Consider the following 22,591-nt stretch of genomic DNA (forward strand, 5'->3'; position numbering starts at 1 on the left):
CAGGAAGCTCCCCAACACGTGAGTTGGGGAGCTTCTTTATTCTGTTGTGGCTTATGGCCACTTTACCACGGGTGGCATGGAGGACAGGATGGAGGAGACGTTTCCGCCTGTTTTTAGGCCGAAGATGGTGCCGCGATCGTAAAGGAGGTTGAACTCCACGTAACGGCCACGACGGACCAGCTGTTCTTCGCGTTGTTCGAGCGTCCATGGAGTCAGGAAGTTTTTGCGGATCAGCTTTGGGTAGATGTCGAGGAAGGCGTTGCCGACGGATTTGGTGAGGGCAAGGTCTGCATTCCAGTCGCCGGTGTTGTGGCGGTCGTAGAAAATGCCACCGATGCCGCGTGCTTCGTTGCGGTGAGGCAGGTAGAAGTACTCGTCACACCACTTCTTGAAGTGATCGTAATCTGCGCCCGGATGGTCTGCGCAGGCTGCTTTCATAGCTTCATGAAATTCGACAGTGTCCGGATCTTCCTGCGTGCGGCGTGCGCTGAGTACAGGTGTCAGGTCTGCTCCGCCACCAAACCACTGCTTGGTGGTGACGACCATGCGGGTGTTCATATGCACTGCTGGTACATTTGGATTGTGCATATGGGCGATCAGGGAGATACCGGAAGCCCAGAAACGCGGGTCTTCGCTGGCTCCGGGGATCTGGTCGCGGAACTCTGGCGAAAACTCACCGTGTACGCTGGAGACGTGTACGCCGACTTTCTCAAATACACGTCCATGCATCAGGGACATGACACCGCCGCCGCCGTGGCCGCCGCTGTGGTCTGTACGTTCCCATGGGGTCCGCTCGAAACGTCCCGCCGGCTGGTCAGAGAGAGGGCCGTCCAGTTCCCCGACTTCTACTTCCAGCTGCTCAAAGGCATTGCAAATGTTGTCACGCAGCTGGCTGAACCACGCGGATGCCTCTTGTTTTTTGTCTTCCAGATCTGCTGGAAGCGTGTTTTGTGTCTCGCTCATAGTCCCTCCTTGAGCGCAAAGCGTTCTTTGCTGTTCTATGTAAGGGAGCGCAACTGAGAAGTACAGGTGAGGCGGAGCCGTGCATGGAGCTATTTGGATCTGTCGAGGATGAACGGATACTTTTCAGGCTGGACGTAGTTGCCGTCACATTCGGGCTTGGCACGGAACTCCATCAGCTGGGGGTAGCCATCGGATGTGAACTTGTGGACCTCGTAGGTGCCACAGTCTCCAAGCCCGCGGCCTTCCGTAAAGCTGGTCAGATCTCCGGTCTTGATGTCCCAGACACCGTTGAAGACCACGTCAGGGTTGTCGTTGCCTTCGTGTTTTGGGCGTTCAAAGGTCAGCAGCTTGGCGTTGTTGGGCTGGCGGGAATCTATACGGATGTAGAGGTGGGCCATGTTGTAAAGGTTGTTGGCGCACATGAACTCCAGCACCTTTACGTCCTTGCTGAACTGCAGTGTATTGTTGCCGGACAGGTCGTAGGCGTCTTTCCAATCACAGGGATAGGCTGCATCCAGCATGTTTATGTAGCGGTTCAGGATTGATGGATCGTGCTGTGTGACGGGTTTGACAGGTTCGGCGTGTAACGAGCTTGCCAGCAGAGCTTCGAAGAGAACTGTTGCTGCAAAACAGGCTGTGAATGTTCGGGGCAAGGTTTGGAACACGGCGATCTTCCTCTTTGGACAACCCTAAAGCAGTTCGCATTTAAGTTGAAACATATGAACTGCTTTAGTCTTTGTTTTTGCGTATCTTTATCCGAAAACCGATTTCCACTTTTCGGAGATACGCTGTAGTCTTCTGGCTGTGTTCCTGAAGATGCCTTGCCAGCCTTACTCTTGCGCTAAAACTCTTGGTTTCATCGTGCTTACCAAGAAGCTTCGGGCTTTAATGGACTTGCTGGTCGCTTTTACCTTGGCGGGTAGATCAACGGGTAATCCGTTGGCTCACGGAATTTGCCGTCACACTCCCGCTTGGCGCGATACTCCACGAGTTCCAGATATCCTTTGGGTGTGAAGCGGTGGATTTCAAAAGAGCCACAGTCAGAGAGGCCGCGATCCACTGTGAAGCTGGTGAGAGCGCTGCGATTGTGATCCCAAAAGCTGTTGAACAGAATGTACCGGCTGGTGACTGGCTGGTCCTTAGGACGATCGAGGGAGACGAGTTTTGCAGGCTGGTTTGAGTTTTTGGTGCGACGGATATAGAGGTTCGCCAGATTGTGCATGCCAACGGTGCAGGAGAACTCAAGCACCTCGATGCCGTCGCCGAAGTCGTAGAGGTTATACCCGCTTCGTGTGTGTGCATCATGCCAATCACAAGGGTATATCTCGTCCAGCAGGTGGAGATATCGATTCAGGACGGCTTCGTCATGCAGGTTGGCATGGAGGACGGGTTCGACCGGTGCTCCTGCGAAAGTGGGCTGTGGAACTGACAGCAAAAGTGCAAAGCAAAACAGATGAGCGAATTTTCTCGAAAGACTCTCAAACATCGCAATAAAAACCTAAATCGCGCAAAGCAACGCATTCAATAACGCAACTAGTTTAGGTTGTGTTTTATTCAAAAACAATCTGTTTGACGAAGAGCTTCACCCAGGACCATGCCAGTGGAAACGGCCATGTTGAGAGAGCGCATGCCGTTCTTCATAGGAATCAGCAGTCTTGCATCAGCAACTTGATGGATATCTTCCGGCACGCCCGAGCTTTCGCGGCCCATCAGGATCAGATCCTCTTTCTTGAACGCGAACTGCGTATAAGGGCGTGATCCTTTGGTGGTCATGAGGATAAGTCGGCGTTTTTCGGCTAACTGCCATTCACGAAAACTCTCCCAATCCATATGGCGTTGGAGTTTGGCGCGTTCGATGTAATCCATGCCAGCCCGTTTAAGTGCATGATCAGACAGGGGGAAGCCTGCCGGTTCGATCAGGTGTACCGTCACATCCATGCAAGCGGCCAGCCGTAATAGGGTCCCGGTGTTCTGCGGAATGTCTGGCTGGTAAAGGGCAATATCTGGCATGTTGTCGGGTGCTCGCGTTGTTTCCTGAAAGAATGGCTTATGGAAGCATCTCTTGGGCATCTAGAGGAACCCGGGGAAAATCTCCAGAAAAATCATAGAGTTTGTTGATAGGTGGGGCGTTCCGGTGGGTGAAACCTAATGGAAATCAAGAGCTTCTATCTGAATTCGTGATATATGTTGCGAAAAAGATACACCACATCCTAAAGTGGTTTTCCGTATTTTTTGGGGCTAGGCATGTCTCCGCCTTTATGAGTATAAGCATCTCGCACCGGCCGAGAGCCCTCATCTTACTTGACGAGACTCTCCGAGTTGCTGATCGCCCGATCAGCCATTTTTTAACGTTGGAACTAGGGAGACATACATGATTACTGAATTTGTGCTCGTGAACGTAAATGTTCTCCCAGCGACCGGCGCATGCGCTATGCATCCCGCCAAAAACGCAGGTTACGCCGTTTCCGCTTAGAAGGCGGATTTCCAACACTTTCTAGCTCGTATTTTCTTAATGCAGCCCTTTTCACGGACGTATTACGTCTGCGGTTGCATGCATATGTTGTCGGAGTATCTCCAATGATTACGTCATTTATCTGGGCGCAGATCGCGTCCCGTGACGATTCTGCATCTCAAATTCCGGTCGATGGTGGCCGGTATGTGCGCTCGGCTGGTTCTGAAAAAGGAACGTTTTCTCAAAGCCTTGGGCACGCATTCTGGTTCTTGATGATCAGTGCTGGAATCGCATTTTTTACAATTATTCCAACGCTCTACGCAGAGTTGGCTACGGTAGAAATTGTAAGAGCAAACGGAATCAACGAGGCTGGCTCTCTGTTTCAGGGGCGTTTGATTGATACCCTGGTTGGAGCTTTTGCTGTTGGGGTGGGAATTGCCAGTGTTATCTGGACTTTTTCCGGCTCTCCGAAAGATAACCGGGATCCTTACGATCGAGATGAGCGGCTGCAGTAAGCAGCCGTCATCCTCTTACCATGTTGACGTGGTAGCGCACCTCGCAAACCAAATATCTTAATTGGGATTTGTCATGTTCTCTTATTTTGAGAAGCTTATTGACCCATTCAAAATGGAAGAGATCGAGACTCCTCCAAGTAAGTTTTGGGGGTTTATCTGGTATTATACCAAGCCTGTTTCAATACTACTTGTTGTGATCGCCTTTTTCGCTGCATCTATTGCTGTAATTGAAGTGGTCATCTTTACGTTTATGGGTGATTTGGTGAACTGGTTAGGCACCGAAGACCCGGAAACGTTCTTTGCCGACAACTGGGGCCATCTGATCTGGATGGGTGTTGTTCTTCTTGTGATTTCGCCGATCATGTCCGCAGTTTGGGAGATGTTCTTCCATCAGGGATTGGTTGGTAACTATCCAATGCTGATCAGGTGGAAGGGGCACCGACAGTTACTTCGACAGAGTTTGACTTTCTTCCATAATGACTTTGCAGGTCGCATTGCTAACAAGCTGATGCAGACTTCTCTTGCTGTGCGAGAAGTTATTACGCGTATTGTCGATATATTTGTCTATGTAATTGTTTACTTCCTGGCTGCGCTTGTTGTGCTTGTGAGTGCGGATTGGCGTCTTGCCCTGCCGATGATCGGTTGGTTGCTCTCCTACTTCCTCGTCATGTACGTCTTTGTTCCCAAGCTTAAGCGTATTTCCAAGAAGCAAGCAGATGCCCGGTCTGTGATGACTGGTCATATCGTTGATGCCTATACGAATATCTCGACCGTAAAGCTGTTTTCACATGCATCGCGCGAAGAAGATTATGCCAAGGGTTCCATGAGCACTTTCATGGATACCGTGCATAAGCAGATGCGGAATGTGACCAAGCTGAATATCTGCCTGACGCTGATCAACAATCTGCTCTTGTTGTCTCTTGGCGCTCTGTCCATCTGGCTTTGGCAGAGGGCTTTGGTAACGACTGGTGATATCGCGATTGCGATTGGTCTGGCCTTGCGTTTGCAGGGCATGTCTCAGTGGATTCTTTGGGAAGTTGCTGGTCTGTTTGAGAATATCGGTACGGTTCAGGACGGATTGGGCATGTTGTCCCGGCATACTGAGGTCACTGATAAGCAAGATGCGAAAGCGCTTGTTGTTTCTGACGCGGAAATTCGCTTTGAAGATGTGAAGTTCCACTATGGCAAGGGCAGTGGTGTTCTGGAGAACCTGTCGCTCAACATTAAACCGGGTGAGAAAATCGGGATTGTTGGTCGCTCGGGTGCGGGTAAATCGACCCTGATGAACTTGCTGCTTCGCTTCCATGATCTGGAAGGTGGACGCATTGCCATTGATGGTCAGGATATTCGCGGCGTGACGCAAGAGAGCCTGCGCCAGAATATTGGTGTGGTTTCTCAGGACACGTCTTTGCTGCATCGGACGATTCTGGAGAACATCACCTACGGCAAAGATGGTGCAACTCTGGAAGAGGCGACCGAAGCGGCGAGACGGGCTCATGCTCTGGAGTTTATTGACGGCCTTAAAGATCCAGAAGGACGGACTGGCTTTGATACTCTGGTGGGTGAGCGCGGTGTGAAACTCTCTGGCGGACAGCGCCAGCGCGTCGCCATCGCGCGTGTCTTGCTTAAGGATGCTCCGATCCTTGTTTTGGACGAAGCAACGTCTGCTTTGGATTCAGAAGTGGAGGCTGCGATCCAGGAAAGCCTGTTTGAGTTGATGGAAGGTAAGACGGTTATTGCAATTGCCCACCGACTTTCCACAATTGCGGCAATGGATCGCCTCATTGTCATGGATCAAGGCAAGATCGTAGAGATGGGTACCCATGAGGAACTTCTGAAATCCGAAGGTATCTATGGAAACCTCTGGAATCACCAATCTGGCGGTTTCCTTGCACAAGTTGCCGCCGAATAGGGATTCCTGACAGGGAATCAAGCGGTTTAAACTAAAAGTGGTTCGGGGCGAGTTTGCGTCCTAGGGTCCCCGAACCACTCGACTTTTGACTCATATTTGCGTGTCAAAATCTCAATTGATCCCGTTTTTTTCCTCTTATGCCCAAGTTGTCTGCGACAATAAGTCCGCAAATTTTTAACCAGTCTAGACAAGTGCGACCATTGGTGGCAGATAGCATCCGTCAATATAAGTGCGTATTTAGCGCATTTTCACCTATGTCTTCTTTGCGGTGTATAGACAGTGACCGGTTTTGACTGGTTGCGGGCCTGTCCTCACAGAAGAGATCGTAGGTGTTCTCTTTCAATTTTGTTTCGAGAGGACGCGACCTTGGAACACACGGACACGGCTGAACCGTCACGCCGCGATTTTCTTTACATCGCGACCGGTGCCGTGGGCGCGGTCGGTGCGGGAGCTCTGGCTTGGCCCTTTATCCATCAGATGAACCCCGATGCATCTGCACTGGCTTTGGCTTCTATCGAAGTTGATGTTTCTGCGGTTGAAGTCGGGCAATCCATCACTGTGACCTGGCGTGGTAAGCCGGTCTTTATCCGTCAACGTACGGAAAAAGAGATCGCTGAAGCGACAGAAGTGCCTATTGCTGATCTGCCAGACCAGTTTGCACGTAATGCTAACCTAGAAGATGGTGCGGACGCATCTGACGCAAACCGCGCTACGACAGGCAAAGAAGCCTGGCTGGTTATGGTTGGCGTTTGTACGCACCTGGGCTGTGTGCCTCTTGGTGAAGCTGGTGAATACGGCGGCTGGTTCTGCCCATGTCACGGCTCCCACTACGACACTGCTGGTCGTATTCGTAAAGGCCCGGCTCCAGAAAACATGCTCGTGCCGCCTTACAAGTTTTCCAGCGACGACGTTGTTGTAATCGGCTGACGAGGCCCTTTCAGGAGGCAGCTATGGCTGGTCATTCTACTTATGAACCGCAAAACGCTGGCGCCAAATGGCTTGAGCGTCGTTTGCCGGTACTCTCCCTTGTACATGGGAGTTTTGTTGCGTTTCCTACCCCGAAGAACCTGAACTACTGGTGGACCTTCGGCGGTATCGCATTTTTCGTGCTCGTTGTTCAGCTCATTACCGGTATCGTTCTGGTAATGCACTACACGCCGAATGATGCGCTTGCATTTGCATCCGTTGAGCACATCATGCGCGATGTGAACTACGGATGGTTGATGCGTTATCTGCACTCAAACGGTGCATCCATGTTCTTCTTCGCAGTGTACATCCACATCTTCCGCGGTATGTACTACGGTTCTTACAAAGAGCCGCGCGAAATTGCATGGATCCTGGGTGTGTTGCTGTTCTTCCTCATGGTGCTTACCGCATTCATGGGCTACGTACTTCCTTGGGGCCAGATGTCTCTTTGGGGTGCAACGGTTATTACGAACCTGTTCTCTGCAGTTCCAGTTGTTGGTGAAGCAATCACCACATGGCTCTGGGGTGGTTTCGCAGTTGGTAACCCAACACTGAACCGCTTCTTCTCACTGCATTATCTGCTGCCGTTCGTGATCCTTGGCGTTGTGATGCTGCACATCTGGGCGTTCCACGTTGCTGGTAACAACAACCCAGTTGGTGTTGATCCTAAGTCCGATAAAGACACAGTTCCATTCCATCCGTACTACACGTTGAAGGATCTGTTCGCGATCGTTGTCTTTATGATCCTGTTCTCCTGGTTCGTGTTCTACCTGCCAAACTATCTGGGTCATGCTGATAACTACATTCCAGCGAACCCAATGGTGACACCAGCGCACATCGTTCCAGAATGGTTCCTTCTGCCATTCTATGCGATCCTGCGTGCGATCACTTTCGATATTGGTCCAATTCCTTCCAAACTCGGTGGTGTGATTGCCATGGGTGGTGCGATTGCGATCTTGTTCGTGTTGCCTTGGCTTGATACTTCCAAAGTTCGTTCAGCGAATTACCGTCCTGTTTACCGGTTCTTCTTCTGGCTCTTCTTCTTCACCACAATCATGTTGGGGTGGCTTGGATCTAAGCCTGCTGAGCAGCCATACATTGCCTGGATCCAGTTCTTTACGGTTCTCTACTTCGCACACTTCCTGATCGTTCTTCCAGTTCTCGGACTGATCGAAACGCCTCGGAAAGTTCCTGACTCAATCAACGATGCAGTGCTGGGTAAGTCCAGTGATGCGGCTTAAGGGCAGGGGATTTTAAAGATGAAAAATCTAATGTTCAAAAGCGCTCGTGCTCTGGCTGTTGTTGCAGGTCTTGCTGTAGCTGGTCCGGCTCTTGCAGCTGGCGAAGGACCTCACGTCGAAAAGCAGCCTTGGTCTTTTGCTGGCCCATTCGGTCAGTTTGACAAAGCGCAGCTGCAGCGCGGCTTCCAGGTGTACCAGGAAGTTTGTTCTGCCTGTCATGGACTGAGCTACGTCGCATTCCGTAACCTTGCTGAGGAAGGCGGACCAGGTTTCTCTGTTGATGAAGTGAAGGCTCTTGCAGCTGAATACTCCATCGAAGATGGCCCGGACAGTGAAGGTGAAATGTTTGAGCGTGACGGCAAGCCGTTCGACAAATTCCCATCACCATTCCCGAACGAGCAAGCTGCACGTGCTTCTAACAATGGTGCTTACCCACCAGACCTTTCTTTGATGGCAAAAGCACGCGCTGCCCTTCGTGGTTTCCCTTGGTTTGTTCTTGATGTTGCTACGCAGTATCAGGAAAACGGTCCGGATTACCTGTACGGCCTGCTAACTGGCTACCATGAGGCACCTGAGGGTGTTGAGGTTCCAGAAGGTCAGTACTACAACCCTGGCTTCATTTCAGGGTCCACGCTCGCAATGGCGCCTCCGCTTTCTGATGAGCTGGTTGAGTACTCCGACGGTTCTCCAATGACTGTTGATCAGTATGCTCGTGACGTTTCTGCATTCCTGATGTGGACTGCTGAGCCTCATCTGGAATCGCGCAAGCGTATCGGCTTTGGTGTGATGGCATTCCTGATCCTGTTCGCATCGCTGCTGTACTTTACAAAGCGTAAGATCTGGAGAGATGTCGACCACTAAGGTCACATTTATAAATTCAAAAAGGGCTATCCTAATCGGGTAGCCCTTTTTTTTGGGGTTGCTGGCTGGATTTGATGTACCGCCAACTTCCTATCAGTGAATCAGGTAAGGTTGCGCCGACACAGGCAAAGCGGAGAGAGCGATATGCAGGCGGTTCTGGGCATTATCGGAGGTTCTGGCCTCTACAATATCCCTGGTTTTGAAAATGCCCGATGGGAACGGATCGAAAGCCCGTGGGGTGAGCCAAGTGATGATGTTTGTATCGGCGAGATTGGTGGCCTGAAGGTTGTTTTCTTGCCTCGTCATGGTCGCGGACATGTGCACTCTCCAACCGAGATCAATTATCGTGCAAATATTGACGTGCTTAAGCGGGCTGGTGTCACAGACCTGATTTCCGTCAGCGCCTGCGGGTCCTTGAAAGAGGAATATGCACCGGGAACTTTCGTTCTTGTTGACCAGTTCATCGATCGTACGTTTGCGCGTGAAAAGAGCTTCTTTGGAACAGGCTGCGTGGCGCATGTCTCCGTTGCTGACCCAATTTCGCCACTGCTGGTGGATGTTGTTGAAAGTGCCTGTCAAGAAGAGGGCCTTACGTATAGCCGCGGCGGTACCTATCTGGCTATGGAAGGGCCTCAGTTTTCTTCCAAGGCAGAAAGCCTCCTCTACCGCTCCTGGGGCTGTGACGTTATTGGTATGACAAACATGCCGGAAGCCAAGCTGGCCCGTGAAGCGGAAATCAGTTATTCAACTGTGGCGATGGTAACGGATTACGACAGTTGGCATGCCGACCACGGAAACGTAGATATCAACGCGATCATCAAGGTTCTACACGAGAACGTGGAAAGTGCTCAGAAGCTTGTTCTAGCTGTTGCCCGGAAACTGCCGAGAGAGCACCAGCAGTGCCCGGTTGGTTCCAACACGGCACTTGATTTTGCGATTATGACTGCTGAGGACAAAAGAGACCCGGCACTGCTTGCAAAGCTTGATGCTGTTGCTGGACGTGTGCTGCGCAAATAATCGAGCACAGATCGCTTATGGGGCTCTCGTTGAAGGGCTTCTTACAAAAACTATGCAATTCAAACGCGGAAATGACCATGACTGACATAACTAACAGTATCTCAGAGGAGCTGATTGCGTCCATTCGGACCATTCCAGACTATCCAAAGGAAGGTATTCTGTTTCGCGATATCACAACACTGCTGAGTGATCCTCGCGCCTTCCGCCGTGCGGTTGATGCACTGGTGCAGCCTTGGGCTGGCTCCAAGATTGAACAGGTTGCTGGTATCGAGGCGCGTGGTTTCATTCTTGGTGGTGCCGTTGCGCACCAGCTCTCCGCCGGTTTCTTGCCAGTGCGCAAGAAGGGTAAACTTCCGTTCAAAACCATAGAGCAGGAATATGAGCTGGAGTATGGTACCGATACCATCGAAATCCACTGTGATGCTGTGAAGCCGGGTGACAAAGTCATTCTGGTTGATGACTTGATTGCGACTGGCGGAACTGCAGAGGCTGCTGTGAAGCTGCTCAGAAGCGCTGGCGCTGATATTGTGGCTGCGTGCTTTATTGTCGATTTGCCAGAACTGCAAGGACGTGCAAAACTGGAAGCACTCGATATTCCTGTCAGGACATTGGTGGAGTTTCCCGGTCATTGAATGACGCCTTTGTAGAGAATGGCCCGCAATTTTCTGAGGCCTTCAACCACGATTTTGAATTGCTTTTGAAATGGCGCCGGGATGTGCGCCATTTTAAGCAAGACATTATTGATCGCGAAACCGTTGACGAGCTTTTGCGATTAACTGATCTTTCCCCGAGTGTCGGCAACAGTCAGCCCTGGCGCTTTATAGAGATGAGCCAGCCTGCGAACAGAGAGGCTGTTTATCTCAATTTCCAACAGGCAAATTCAGAGGCTTTGAAAGGCTATAAGGGTGAGCGTGCGGAGAGTTATGCCAAGCTCAAGCTGCAAGGTTTGACCGATGCTCCGCTGCAATTTGCCGTGTTTTGTGATCTTAATCCGACACAGGGAAGTGGGCTTGGGCGGCAGACTATGCCAGAGACGCTGGCTTATTCTTGTGTTAGCGCAATTAATTGCCTCTGGCTTGCTGCTAGAGCAAAAGGCATTGGCGTCGGTTGGGTGTCTATTCTCAATCCTGACAGTATCGGGCAGTTGTTTGGTGTTCCTGAAAACTGGAAATTTGTTGCCTATCTCTGCATAGGTTACCCCTGTGAGAACAACGAAGTCCCCGAACTGCAGCGCACTGGCTGGCAGGCACGTACTGCCACTGAATTGCGAATGTTAAAAGATATTGATTTAGTCAGGCCAGAAGCCAAACAGGAGTCTTCTTCGTGTCAATCCAAGTAAGAGCAATTGAACCAGAAGATCGAGAGCAGGTTGTTGAACTGCTCGTTAACCGGTGGACCAGTCCTGAGCAACTGCTTGATGGTGAAATGGTGGACGCCTCACGTCTGCCTGGATATCTCGCTCTGGATGAAGGGCGTCTTGTGGGGATGATTACCCTGATCAAACGTGATCAGGAATGGGAGATTCTCACGCTCGATTCGCTGCAGCGTTGGGGCGGCATTGGTACGCTTCTGCTGGATGCTTCCGTTGATGCTGCACGGCAAGAAGGTCTTGGCCGGATTATGGTGCGGACCTCAAACGACAATCTGGATGCATTTCGGTTTTATCAAAGACGCGGCTTTCGTTTAGAAAAAGTGGTGCAAGGCGTCATTGACGAGGAACGTAAGTTAAAGCCCGAAATACCAGTCACAGGCTTGCACGGCATCCCGCTGCGTGACGAGGTGATTTTTGGTCGCGACATCACCAGCAATCGATCTTAGCTTTACTTTCAAACGGTATTTGACTAATTTTATGAAAGATTAAATAAAATTGTACACGAGGGTTGTGTTGTGATCGTCCGCATAATCGAACTGGTGCGACGCTATAGAACGATACGGCTCTCCTTACTGGCCACTGTACTGGATTGCTCTGTCGATGAGATCCTGTATGCCGTTGATGGCCTGGAAAACAACAGTATCATGCGCGTGCGAGGCAGTTCCCTGGTTTCGAATGAGGCCATTGCAGAGAGTGATATCAGCGTGCGCATGCACTCTCGGTTTGCCGAGAAGAATGCCATTGGCAAACTTGCTGCCAGCCTGATTAAGGATGGTGAAAGTTTGCTGATTGAGGCGGGCAGTACGCTTTCCCTTTTTGCCAATCATCTGAAAGAGAAGAAAAATCTCTCTATCGCAACGACAAGCCCGCTGATTGCGGAGAGTCTTGTCCGGCATAGTCGTACGTGTAGTGTTGAGTTGATTGGCGGCAGACTGGAAGCGCATACCACTGCGCTTCATGGGGAAGAGACACAGGCGCGTATTCGTGATCTGAAGGTGGACTGGACCATCCTGAGCCCGACGAGCATGTGTATTCAAAAAGGGGCCTGCTACTTCCACAAGGTTGATGCTGAAACCAGCTTGCTTATGCAGCGCAGTGCGCAGAAAACTATGATGTTGAGTGACAGTTCTAAGTTGGGCGTCCCCAGTCGCTACACCGCGCAAACAATGCAGGGTGTTGATGTCTTTATTACTGATAATAATGGGGAATTAGGCTTTGCTGAAGTCGACCATCATCTTAGAAAAGCGCGCGTTTTTCATGCAATTTCCGAGGATGCTGACAGCGAAGATTTCATTCTTCTGAATAGTTGATAAATTTTAATCTTTTTCGATAAAAATGAACATTGTTTACTACCGGAATAGTATCTTGGATCTAGGCCAATTTAGATGATTAATGACTTAATGGTGGACGTTCTTGCCAATCTGGTTAAGCGCCACAGACGTATTTCATTGACTGCTGCGGCAGATATTTTAGGAATGGATTTTGAAGAACTCACCAGTCTGGCGAAGGTGTTGTCGGATCGTGAGGAATTTGAACTCTTCGATAATTCTATTTGCTTCCTCATGCCACGAGATCAGGATGCCTATCGGGTAAGGCTTCGCAGCCATTACATCGAGAAGTATGCAATTGGTCGGCTGGCGACTTCGTTCTTCAAGACTGGTGACCATGTGGTTGTTGAGTCGGGAAGCACAATGACAATCCTGGCGCAGCATCTTGCTCAGGTGCCGCAGATAAAGGTTTCGACCAACTCGTATGCGGTCGCCTCAATGATGATTGGGGCTGAGACAGCTGCAGACATCCATGTGATTGGCGGCAATCTCTACACGGACGGGCAGGGGGCTTTGGGGCCGATTGCTCTGGGTACGGTTGAGAGCCTTGAGGCGGACTGGGGGATCATTTGTCCTGTCGGTTTGTCCACCGAGGGGGATCTCATGTACTACGTGGAAGAGGAAGCCAAGTTTGCGCGGGCCGTCATGGCGTCTTGCAAGCGGACTATGGTGCTGTGTAACTCCAGCAAGATTGGCGTTCCGAGCCGGTTCGTTGCCAATTCATGCGCTCAGGCCGATATGCTGATCGTGGATAGCGGCGTCGAGCCAAGTATTCTTGACAAGCTGATTGCGCAGGGCGTGAAAGAAGTCCACGTGGCTGATGTGGAGGCAGAAGCTTCCAGTGAGATTGTTTTGTTGGATATTTGATTCTTATCTCATTGATTTTTCAATAAAAAAGGCGCTCGATTGAGCGCCTTTTGGTTTATAGCGGTTGTGCCATAGACTTATGTGTTGAACTTGAAGAGCAGCACATCGCCATCCTGAACGATGTATTCCTTGCCTTCGTCGCGTGCTTTGCCTGCTTCTTTAGCTGGGTTTTCGCCGCCAAGCTCAACGTAGTCGTTGTAAGCAATGGTTTGTGCGCGAATGAAGCCGCGTTCAAAGTCCGTATGGATGACGCCAGCAGCCTGAGGGGCTTTGGTGCCTCTTGATACGGTCCAAGCGCGTGTTTCTTTCGGGCCAGCTGTGAAGTAGGTGATCAGGTGCAGCAGGTTGTAGCCTGCGCGGATCAAGCGGTCGAGGCCTGGCTCTTCCAGACCCATGTCAGCCATGTATTCACGCTGTTCTTCGTCTTCCAGCTGTGCAATTTCAGCTTCAATCGCAGCTGAGATGACAACAGAGGCTGCGCCTTGCTCTTCTGCCATAGCCTGAACCTTAGCGGACAGGCTGTTGCCTTTGTCTGCAGATTCTTCTTCCACGTTACACACGTAGAGAACTGGCTTGGATGTCAGCAGGTTCAGCATTTCGAGCTGTTTGACGTCTTCTGGATCGGTGAGGCCAAGTGCGCGCACTGGCTTACCATCCTGAAGAATTGCCAAGGCCTGTTCCATGATCGGAAGAGTCATCTTCGCGTCTTTGTCGCCAGACTTCGCTTTTTTGGCAAGCGGCGCAATACGCTTTTCGAGGCTTTCCATATCAGAAACCATGAGCTCGGTTTCTACGGTTTCTGCATCAGCGATTGGATCGATCTTGCCATCAACGTGCGTGATGTCGTCATCTTCAAAGCAGCGCAGAACGTGTGCGATTGCGTCTACTTCGCGGATGTTAGCGAGGAACTGGTTGCCCAGGCCTTCCCCTTTGGAGGCGCCGCGCACGAGGCCTGCAATGTCTACAAAAGTCAGGCGGGTCGGGATGATCTCTTTGGAGCCCGCGATTGACGCGATCTTGGACTGGCGTGGATCTGGCACAGCAACATCACCAGTGTTTGGCTCAATGGTGCAGAACGGATAGTTCGCTGCCTGCGCCGCTGCTGTCTTCGTCAGAGCGTTGAAGAGGGTAGACTTACCAACGTTAGGCAAGCCGACGATACCGCACTGAAAACCCATTTACTCTTGTCCTTTCGATCCAAACAGCTGCTCAAGCGCTGACGCGAGCGGCCCTTTTTTGTTAGCTTCTTTGTCTTGGTAGCCCGTTGCCTTTGGAGCTGGCTTTTTTTCTGGTTCAGGCTTGGCGGTGTCCTGCTTCTTTTTAGCAGAAGCTTCGCGAGAACCATCCTTTTTGTAAGGTTTGCCAGAGCCTTCCGGGCGTGTTGCCAGTGTCACCTTATTGGCGAACTGGTTGTCATTATGTTGTGCAAGCAATGGAGCGTTATCTGCAACGGCCTCCAAAAGAGACTCCAGCCACTCCTGATCCGCTTTTGCAAAGTCACCCAAGACCCATTGATGTACGCGGTCTTTATGGCCGGGATGGCCAATGCCAAGGCGTACACGGCGATAGGCATCTGTGATGTGTGCTGTGATGGAGCGCAGGCCATTGTGACCACCGTGACCGCCACCATTCTTCATGCGAAATTTCGCAGGAGGCAGGTCCAGCTCGTCATAGAGCACGACAACATCTTGTGGGGTGAGCTTGTAGAAACGGAGTGCTTCACCTACGGAACGACCGGATTCGTTCATGTAGGTCATTGGCTTCATCAGCAAGACTTTTTCACCTGCCAAAGTGCCTTCAGAAACCTGAGCCTGAAAGCGAGCCCGCCACGGGCTGAATGAGCTATGGCGGCGATGAATTTCATCTGCCGCCATGAACCCGATATTGTGACGATTACTCTCGTATTTAGGGCCTGGATTACCGAGGCCGACTAACAGCTTCATAGGTATTGTCCCAAGCCCTGGTTAGAGAATTACTCTTCGCCTTCACCTTCTTCAGAAGCGTCGTCTTCTTTCAGACCTGCAGGTGCAACAATCGTGGAGATTGTGAAGTCGCGGTCTGTAATGGTCGGAGCACAACCAGCTGGGAGCTTAACAGCAGAGATATGCTGAGAAGAACCGAGGTCAGCTTCACCAAGATCGATTTCGAGAGCTTCTGGGATAGCGTTCGCTGGAACAGTCATTTCAACGGTGTGACGTACAACGTTGATAACACCACCGCGCTTAAGACCTGGGGAAGTTTCTTCGTTGAGGAACTTCACTGGGATTTCAACGGTCAGAGTAGCGTTTGCAGAAACACGCAGGAAGTCAACGTGCATCAGAGTGTCTTTTACTGGATGCAGCTGGAAGTCTTTTGCAATTACAGAAGTCTTTTCGCCGTTCAGGTCGATTGTACCGACGTGAGACAGGAAACCGCCCTTATGCAGGGTCATGGTTGCTTCTTTAATTGGCAGGCTGATAGACACTGCTTCTTTTTTGTCGCCGTAGATTACTGCTGGTACAAGACCTTCACGACGAGCTGCACGAGCGGCCCCCTTGCCGGCCCGTTCACGCACCTGTGCTTTCAGCTCATAGCTGTTTGCCATGGTGGAATCTCCTAGTTTGATTATAAAAGTAAGGCCGCGGGAGCGACAGATTTCTGCGCTCAACTACGGCCAACTTCGCACGCCTCCTCCAAGGGTGTCGACGTACGCGGCTCGTATAACCGATACTCCCAGAAAGAGCAAGGGCAACTGCTGAGCCTACAATAAGAAAAACCGAGGCGTACCCCGGTTTCTCAAAGCTTGTGATTAGAGCTCGTTATGAATCGAACAAGCTGGAAACAGAGCGTTCCTGCGATGTGCGATTGATCGCTTCGCCCATGAGTGGGGCGATAGAAATAGTGCGGATGTTTGGAGCAGCCTGAACAGCAGCCGTTGGCTCGATGGAATCAGTGATTACCAGTTCTTTGAGCTTGGATGCTGAAACGCGCGCCACTGCGCCACCTGAGAGGACACCATGAGTGATGTAGGCCGTGACGGACTTGGCACCAGCAGCAAGAAGTGCATCTGCTGCGTTACAAAGGGTTCCGCCAGAATCGACGATGTCATCCACGAGGATACAATCGTAGCCGCTCACATCACCGATGATGTTCATGACTTCGGATTCACCAGGCTTGTCGCGGCGCTTATCAACGATGGACAGAGGAGCTTCAATGCGCTTTGCTAGTGCACGCGCACGAACCACACCGCCAACATCCGGAGAAACAACCATGACGTTGGTTGTGTCATAGTGCTCTTTGATGTCACGGGTCATCACCGGCGCACCGTAAAGGTTGTCGGTTGGGATGTCGAAGAAGCCCTGAATCTGCGCAGCATGCAGATCGAGTGTAAGCACTCTGTCTGCACCAGCATTGGTGATCAGGTTGGAAACAAGTTTCGCAGAGATTGGCGTACGAGGCGCTGACTTACGGTCCTGACGGGCGTAGCCAAAGTATGGAACCACTGCGGTAATGCGACGTGCTGAAGAACGGCGGAGCGCATCAATGATGATCAGCAGTTCCATGAGGTGGTCATTTGCCGGATAGCTTGTAGGCTGAATGACAAAGACGTCCTCACCGCGCACGTTCTCCTGGATTTCAACGTAGATTTCTTGGTCTGCAAAGCGGCGAACCTGGCACTTCGACAATGGTACATCAAGATACTTTGAAATTTGCTCGGCCAGCGCGCGATTGGAGTTACCCGCGACGATTTTCATAACCCGCAAGTCCTTCTTGGGCTTTGATCTCACCCTGTGACATTCGTCGGTGGTGAGGTGGAAATTTGCGTCCCTTGGTGGAACCCGATTTCTTCTGGTAAGGCGTCCTGACAGGTCGCCTTGCGCGCCTTTTAGCAACCTCGTCTTAAGCCGACAATAGCCAGAACGCACAGCAGCTCAGCTTTTTTGCAAAAGCTGAGCTGCGTAATTGTGTATCTATTTGATTTTATTAGGTCACTTGCTGTGTAACCATGCTTCTAAAGAAGCAATTGTTCTGGTCGCAATTCTTCGCAGTGCATCGCTTGAAACATCAGCCCATGGATCGCCAGAGTTGCCGCCAGTTTGCTCCTGGCCATCAATCCGGTGAACACGGTTGCCATTTGCGTCAATAATATCAAATACATAGAAGACAGTGGTGGTGTACTGATCGCCAGCCGCGGTCAAGAATCCTTTGACTCGGTACGTTGCTGGTGCACCAACGCGTCTGACAAGGTTGAGATTCGCTGCTGCTGCGCGATTCCCAAGTTGCTCAGAGAGATCGTCGGCAATATTGCCAGGCAGTCCGGTCAGCTGCTCAAATGCAAAAGTTGCTTTTGCCGGAGAGACAGTCGGAGGAGCTGACTTGGTTTCAATCATGTCCCCGATGCTGGAAGGGGGAAGAGGGTTTGCCGCACAGCCTGCAAGAATTGCCATAGCGGCAATGATTAATACCCGAGGTAAAAGTACGAGCTTCAGCATGTCAGTCCTTAAAGTCCACTCAGAGAATCAGCGTGGGGTGCCCCAATAGATTCGTAAAGGTTAATTATGGCAGTCTTTACCCTGCCTTCACAGGGAGGTCGAGAGAAAGCTGTGATAAGCTTTCAGGCCCATCTGCGTGTGTGATGTAAGTTTGGCCCAAAGTCATAGCGGTTTCGCTGTCTGAATCCATGATGATCATGTGCATGAACAACACCATGTTTTCATGAATTTCATGTGCATTTTCTTTGAAAGCCATGTAGGGCGGCTCCATCCAGCTTGGTGTGAAGCGGGCACCAAGTGAATATCCGCAGGCATTCAGGCGGTGTGGCATCAGCCCGCGATCATCCAGAATGTTGGCGTGTGCAGCAAACAGATCGCCAAACGTGTTGCCCACCTGCATGGCTTGTTCAACGGCCAGAAGGGCATCTTTTGCGGCGCGGTGGAGTTCCAGATGGCGCGGCGTTGGCTCTCCCAGAATAACTGTGCGGATGGAGGCAGCGTGATAATGGCGGTAAACCCCCGCCCATTCGATGGTGAGCTGATCGTTTTCTGAGAGCGTTCTGCGGCCAGATTTGTAGCGGCAGAGCAGGGCGTCAGGGCCTGAGCCAATGACGAATTCGTTTGCCGGATAGTCGCCGCCGCCTTCAAACACTGCGCTTTGCATCTTAGCCAGAATGCGGCCTTCGTCGGCTCCGGGTTTGATTTCCTCCATACCGGCAAGGAAGGCGGCATCGGCGAGTTTGCCTGCGGTTCTGACATATTCCAGCTCAGTTGACGATTTGACCAGACGAAGCTCCTTTATAATGTCGGAAGCGTCATCGACGTCTGCAAAGGAGTGCAGAGATTCGTCCAGCAACCGGCCATTGGCAGCGGTGAGGCCGTGGGTGTCATATTCCACGCCGATGCGGGTGCCGAGCAGGTCGAGATCAAACAGAAGCTCTTTTACCTGACCAACCGGAGATTTGCCTGCGACGTCCATCCAGAGGCGAATGTCTTTGAGGTTGGAGGTGTTGCGGGCTTGTCGCAGATCAGCGGAGCGGGTGAGAAGGATAGGTTCTTCACCGGGGCGGTAGATCAAGCACTGGAAGAAGCAATAGCCGAAGGTGTCAAAACCTGTCAGCCAGTACATGCTCTCCTGTGCGAAGATCAGCAGGCAATCGAGATGACGCTCTTTGAGTTTGGCGTCCAGAGCAACACGGCGCTCAGCAAATTCTTCCGGTGCAAAGTGCAGGGCCATGGTCTTCTCCCAATCCATAGTTTGCAAAGCAATGTGAAACAGAACTTACTCTTGCTCGTCCGTCAGCACAATCAGGCGGTCAACATGATAGTTGATATCTGGCGTCCGTAATCTGGTTCTTTGTTATGGGTGGTTCTTCGGTAGGAGAAGAACCTGTCCGCATCCGCATAGGTGCATAGTTTGAGGTCGATGACGTCTTTGAGGCCAAGTTTGTCCAGTTGGGCTTTGATGAAAGCCGGTAGATCAAACATACTGTGCAGTGGTTTTTGTGAGGGAACGAAGAAGCGCTTGTTGTCCTGAGACTGTTCGAGGAAGCGCACCACAAACTCCGGGCCAACCTCATAAGCCTGCTGTGAGATCATCGGGCCCATCACCGCTGTGATGTTCGACGGGTTTGCACCCAGCTGCTGCATAGCTTGAACGGTGTTGGGCAGGATGCCATCGACGGCGCCTTTCCAGCCTGAGTGGGCTGCGCCGATAACTCCGTTGTCCGGATCCGCGAACAGGATCGGGCCGCAGTCTGCCGTCAGGATGCCAATGGCGAGGCCGGGGGTGTTGGTGACGAGAGCGTCTGCGCGCTTGTCATCTTCCTCAGCAAAGGGGGCCGATACGCTCAGCACCTTAGCCGAGTGGATCTGGTAGGGCGTAATCATTTGCTCAGGTGTTGTGCCGAGTTGATCGGCAACGCGGCGGCGGTTTTCCAGAACATCTTCACGGACATCGCTGGAACCCAAGCCGACGTTGAGGCCTTTGTAGATGCCGGAGGAAACACCTCCTTCGCGGGTGAAGAAGCCATGTGAAAGGCATTGCATTGCTTCAAGCTCTGGCACTTTAATCATTGGCTTCTCCCTGCTTCGATGCGTTCAATTCTGGAAAGGAATTGGTTTATCTGAGGTATTGGTGATGCTAAGGACTTTGAAGAGCGTGCCCATCTGGTCATCGGCTGCGAGGCGCTCCACGTCTTTGCGGATCTGGTCCTGATCCAGTGTGGATTTGCCAGTCCCAAGTTGTCCTGCGCGCTCCAGCAGCCCAAGGCCGAGCAGAAACTCGCCCTGACCGATTGGGCCGTGCACGTTTGCCCCTTCTGCAGTGGCAGCGCTGGCGAGTGCCTGGAAGTTGACGTGAGCGGTTAAGTCCGCTTCGCCGCAATGTTCCAGCGTGGAGACATACTCGTGCTTCTTGAGGGCCTGAAACGTGTCGCCTGTGGCCGTCTTTGCATAGCCGTAATCTATGAGCAGAGCAGCACCGCCGTCTGCCTTGAGGCGCTGACCGATTTGTGAGGCAATTGCGGTGGAGGCTGGAGACAGCTCCAGCGTATCGCCCAGTTTTGCCTGTAAACCGGCTTTGGCGACGTCAGCCGGAGACAGAGTGCCTGAGCCGATGCCAAATGTCAGATTGCCGTCGTCATCCAGCCCAACACAGCGCTCACGCCAGCCTTGCTCGGTGAGCTGGTACTGGTGGATCGGGAGTGCATCGAAAAGTTCATTGGCAACGAGCAGGGTTGGTCCATCCGGGATGGTCTCCAGCGTGTCGTGCCACTTGATTGTGTAGGCTTTGAGCAGTTTGCGCTGTGCTTTGCGTAAGGATGGGCTGGTTTCGACCAGGTGAATCTGAATGTTAGCGAGCATCTGCGGGCGTAACGAGATAACGCGCAGGATGTCTTTCATTAAAGTGCCGCGGCCCGGACCCATTTCGACCAGATGCACTGGGCCTTTCAAATCCTGCGACAGCCATTGATGCATAAGCCAGGCGCCGATCAGCTCGCCAAACAGCTGTGAGATTTCTGGTGCCGTGGTGAAATCACCTTTCGTCCCGAATGGCTGCTGGCGCATGTAGTAGCCATGCTCGGGATCAGAAAGGCATATGCCCATATATTCAGCGAGGGTGATTGGACCATGGTCCGCGATGCGTTTTTTGATTTTTTCCTGAAGTGGCGTAGACGCAGAGCTGGTCATTTTGCTTCTTTGATTTCCGTGTTTCTTTTGAGAGCCCAAATTACGACTGCGATGCCGATCAAAACCATTGGCAGGCTCAGCAGCATTCCCATGGTGAAGAAGCCTGCGAGGTAGCCGATGTGGGCATCCGGTACGCGGTAGAATTCTACGAAGGTGCGTGCCAGACCATAACCGATGGCGAAGCTGCCTGCGAGAACGCCGGGTTTTTGCAGCAGTTTGAAGCGGTGGGACAACAGGCGCAGCACGAGGAACAGAAGTGCTCCTTCCAGCGCAGCTTCATAAAGCTGGCTTGGGTGTCTTGGTTCTGGCCCGCCGGTTGGGAAGACAACGGCCCATGCCACATCTGTCGGGCGGCCCCATAGCTCTGAGTTGATGAAGTTGGCGATACGCCCGAAAAAGAGACCGATTGGAGCGGCGATGGCGGCCAGATCAAACATGGTCCAACCAGACAGGCCACGTGCTCTGGAATAGATGATCAACACGACAATCATGCCCAGCAGACCACCGTGGAAGGCCATGCCTCCCTCCCATACAGCCAGAATGTCTGCTGGATTGGCGAGGTAGTAGGGCAGATTGTAAAACAGGACGTAGCCGAGGCGCCCACCCAGAACAATGCCGAGCGTTGCCCACATGACGAAGTCGTCGATGTCTGTTGCTGTTGGATGAGCTGTCTTGTTCCAGAGTGGCGAGTTGCGGACGGTTACGATCATGTAGCGCCATGCAAGAAGAATTCCGGCGATATATGCCAGTGCATACCAACGGATGGCCAGTGGTCCGAATTCAATCAGAACCGGATCAATCATCGGGAAAGGTATTGCTAAGAGCGGCATATGAAACCCTTCTGTTATTAAAGTGCCCTGCGCTCAGAGACCTTCACGCACTTTACTCTAATTCGGTTTGTTTGAGCGCATTGCAAGTGTTTGATCGGAGGTTATCGAACCTCATGCGCTTCAGTTCAGCGAGCATTCCGACAAGTGAAGGATTTGGTCAAGTGGTTTGTGGCAGGTGTTCAACACAAGCTTTCGACATCTTACTGACAGGTTCTTTAGGGTTCTGGGTGCAAATCAGCTCTCAGCGCTTGAAACTGACGGGCCGGACCAATACTTGTTTGTGAGAGAGAAATTTAAAGAGGACGCCATGAGCCAGTCTCCAAATCGTATGTTTGACGAGTTTGCAAAGCTGATGACCGATGCCGCTGGTGTTGCGCAAGGTGCCAAGCGGGAAGTAGAAACCGCATTCCGAGCGCAGGCCGAGCGTTTCATGTCGGATATGGATCTGGTTTCGCGTGATGAGTTTGACACAGTCAAAGACATGGCGATCAAAGCGCTTGATGAAGTTGAAAAGCTTGAAGAGCGCCTTGCAGCAGTAGAAAAGCGCCTTGCCGATCTAGATGAAAAAGCTACGCCAGAAGACAAAGCGTAGGTTTGGCTGAA

At 51.7% G+C, this 22,591-nt stretch carries 25 protein-coding genes; 12 read left to right on the plus strand and 13 right to left on the minus strand.

The features are described from left to right. Nucleotides 1-51: 51 nt before the first annotated feature. From hemF to DHN43_RS06340, 4 genes are all read right to left on the minus strand, one after another. Nucleotides 52-963, minus strand: coding sequence for an oxygen-dependent coproporphyrinogen oxidase (gene hemF / locus DHN43_RS06325; protein WP_108818099.1), 912 nt, complete (start codon nt 961-963; stop codon nt 52-54). A gap of 89 nt (nt 964-1,052) precedes the next feature. Next, nucleotides 1,053-1,628 (minus strand): DUF1176 domain-containing protein, encoded by a 576-nt coding sequence (locus DHN43_RS06330; protein WP_208994967.1) that lies wholly within the window; start codon nt 1,626-1,628, stop codon nt 1,053-1,055. Between the two features lie 242 nt (nt 1,629-1,870). Further along, complete coding sequence (locus DHN43_RS06335) at nt 1,871-2,449, minus strand: DUF1176 domain-containing protein (protein WP_108818100.1); 579 nt, start codon at nt 2,447-2,449, stop codon at nt 1,871-1,873. Nucleotides 2,450-2,517: 68 nt separating this feature from the next. After that, the gene (locus tag DHN43_RS06340) at nt 2,518-2,973 is read right to left on the minus strand and encodes a tRNA (cytidine(34)-2'-O)-methyltransferase (RefSeq protein ID WP_063290043.1); all 456 of its coding nucleotides are present in this window, start codon (nt 2,971-2,973) and stop codon (nt 2,518-2,520) included. A gap of 567 nt (nt 2,974-3,540) precedes the next feature. On the opposite strand from DHN43_RS06340, the gene DHN43_RS06345 reads away from it, so the two are divergent. From DHN43_RS06345 to DHN43_RS06395, 11 genes are all read left to right on the plus strand, one after another. Beyond that, nucleotides 3,541-3,930 carry a hypothetical protein gene (locus DHN43_RS06345; RefSeq protein WP_057463607.1) on the plus strand — a complete coding sequence of 130 codons (390 nt, stop codon included), beginning with the start codon at nt 3,541-3,543 and terminating at the stop codon, nt 3,928-3,930. 73 nt (nt 3,931-4,003) lie between these two features. Continuing rightward, nucleotides 4,004-5,842 (plus strand): ABC transporter ATP-binding protein, encoded by a 1,839-nt coding sequence (locus DHN43_RS06350; RefSeq protein WP_108818101.1) that lies wholly within the window; start codon nt 4,004-4,006, stop codon nt 5,840-5,842. Nucleotides 5,843-6,208: 366 nt separating this feature from the next. Next, a complete protein-coding gene (gene petA, locus DHN43_RS06355; protein ID WP_057463604.1) occupies nt 6,209-6,769 on the plus strand; it encodes a ubiquinol-cytochrome c reductase iron-sulfur subunit in 561 nt (186 codons plus the stop codon). 23 nt (nt 6,770-6,792) lie between these two features. Further along, entirely contained in the window at nt 6,793-8,049 is a 1,257-nt protein-coding gene (locus tag DHN43_RS06360) for a cytochrome b (protein ID WP_057463603.1), read from the plus strand. 18 nt (nt 8,050-8,067) lie between these two features. Then, complete coding sequence (locus DHN43_RS06365; RefSeq protein ID WP_057463602.1) at nt 8,068-8,910, plus strand: cytochrome c1; 843 nt, start codon at nt 8,068-8,070, stop codon at nt 8,908-8,910. 144 nt (nt 8,911-9,054) lie between these two features. Next, complete coding sequence (locus DHN43_RS06370) at nt 9,055-9,927, plus strand: S-methyl-5'-thioadenosine phosphorylase (RefSeq protein ID WP_063303210.1); 873 nt, start codon at nt 9,055-9,057, stop codon at nt 9,925-9,927. Between the two features lie 77 nt (nt 9,928-10,004). After that, nucleotides 10,005-10,559, plus strand: a complete 555-nt coding sequence (locus DHN43_RS06375) for an adenine phosphoribosyltransferase (RefSeq protein ID WP_108818420.1) — start codon at nt 10,005-10,007, stop codon at nt 10,557-10,559. Beyond that, entirely contained in the window at nt 10,556-11,266 is a 711-nt protein-coding gene (gene bluB, locus DHN43_RS06380; RefSeq protein WP_108818103.1) for a 5,6-dimethylbenzimidazole synthase, read from the plus strand. The genes DHN43_RS06375 and bluB overlap by 4 nt, the downstream gene beginning before the upstream one ends. Beyond that, a complete protein-coding gene (locus DHN43_RS06385) occupies nt 11,251-11,745 on the plus strand; it encodes a GNAT family N-acetyltransferase (protein ID WP_063290040.1) in 495 nt (164 codons plus the stop codon). The genes bluB and DHN43_RS06385 overlap by 16 nt, the downstream gene beginning before the upstream one ends. Nucleotides 11,746-11,814: 69 nt before the next feature. Next, nucleotides 11,815-12,609, plus strand: a complete 795-nt coding sequence (locus tag DHN43_RS06390; protein WP_057463598.1) for a DeoR/GlpR family DNA-binding transcription regulator — start codon at nt 11,815-11,817, stop codon at nt 12,607-12,609. A gap of 75 nt (nt 12,610-12,684) precedes the next feature. Next, the gene (locus tag DHN43_RS06395) at nt 12,685-13,494 is read left to right on the plus strand and encodes a DeoR/GlpR family DNA-binding transcription regulator (protein ID WP_208980629.1); all 810 of its coding nucleotides are present in this window, start codon (nt 12,685-12,687) and stop codon (nt 13,492-13,494) included. A 77-nt stretch (nt 13,495-13,571) separates the two neighbouring features. Here the strand turns inward: DHN43_RS06395 and ychF are convergent, their stop codons facing one another. From ychF to lgt, 9 genes are all read right to left on the minus strand, one after another. Further along, nucleotides 13,572-14,672, minus strand: a complete 1,101-nt coding sequence (gene ychF / locus DHN43_RS06400) for a redox-regulated ATPase YchF (RefSeq protein WP_108818104.1) — start codon at nt 14,670-14,672, stop codon at nt 13,572-13,574. Continuing rightward, nucleotides 14,673-15,437 (minus strand): aminoacyl-tRNA hydrolase, encoded by a 765-nt coding sequence (gene pth, locus DHN43_RS06405; RefSeq protein ID WP_108818105.1) that lies wholly within the window; start codon nt 15,435-15,437, stop codon nt 14,673-14,675. It abuts the gene before it with no gap. Nucleotides 15,438-15,466: 29 nt separating this feature from the next. Beyond that, nucleotides 15,467-16,078 carry a 50S ribosomal protein L25/general stress protein Ctc gene (locus tag DHN43_RS06410; protein WP_057463595.1) on the minus strand — a complete coding sequence of 204 codons (612 nt, stop codon included), beginning with the start codon at nt 16,076-16,078 and terminating at the stop codon, nt 15,467-15,469. A gap of 214 nt (nt 16,079-16,292) precedes the next feature. Then, entirely contained in the window at nt 16,293-17,228 is a 936-nt protein-coding gene (locus DHN43_RS06415) for a ribose-phosphate pyrophosphokinase (RefSeq protein ID WP_057463594.1), read from the minus strand. A gap of 234 nt (nt 17,229-17,462) precedes the next feature. Then, the gene (locus DHN43_RS06420) at nt 17,463-17,966 is read right to left on the minus strand and encodes a hypothetical protein (protein WP_057463593.1); all 504 of its coding nucleotides are present in this window, start codon (nt 17,964-17,966) and stop codon (nt 17,463-17,465) included. 76 nt (nt 17,967-18,042) lie between these two features. Continuing rightward, nucleotides 18,043-19,203: a M24 family metallopeptidase gene (locus tag DHN43_RS06425; protein ID WP_193757761.1), complete on the minus strand. Its 1,161-nt coding sequence runs from the start codon at nt 19,201-19,203 to the stop codon at nt 18,043-18,045. A 71-nt stretch (nt 19,204-19,274) separates the two neighbouring features. Then, the gene (pgeF, locus tag DHN43_RS06430; protein ID WP_108818106.1) at nt 19,275-20,042 is read right to left on the minus strand and encodes a peptidoglycan editing factor PgeF; all 768 of its coding nucleotides are present in this window, start codon (nt 20,040-20,042) and stop codon (nt 19,275-19,277) included. Nucleotides 20,043-20,066: 24 nt separating this feature from the next. Continuing rightward, a complete protein-coding gene (locus tag DHN43_RS06435) occupies nt 20,067-21,158 on the minus strand; it encodes a class I SAM-dependent methyltransferase (RefSeq protein ID WP_108818107.1) in 1,092 nt (363 codons plus the stop codon). Continuing rightward, entirely contained in the window at nt 21,155-21,988 is an 834-nt protein-coding gene (gene lgt / locus DHN43_RS06440; RefSeq protein WP_108818108.1) for a prolipoprotein diacylglyceryl transferase, read from the minus strand. The genes DHN43_RS06435 and lgt overlap by 4 nt, the downstream gene beginning before the upstream one ends. Nucleotides 21,989-22,295: 307 nt before the next feature. On the opposite strand from lgt, the gene DHN43_RS06445 reads away from it, so the two are divergent. Next, nucleotides 22,296-22,580, plus strand: a complete 285-nt coding sequence (locus tag DHN43_RS06445; protein ID WP_108818421.1) for an accessory factor UbiK family protein — start codon at nt 22,296-22,298, stop codon at nt 22,578-22,580. Nucleotides 22,581-22,591: the final 11 nt, after the last annotated feature.

Origin of the sequence: Pseudovibrio sp. Alg231-02, assembly GCF_900143565.1 — a bacterium.
Taxonomy (GTDB): Bacteria; Pseudomonadota; Alphaproteobacteria; order Rhizobiales; family Stappiaceae; genus Pseudovibrio.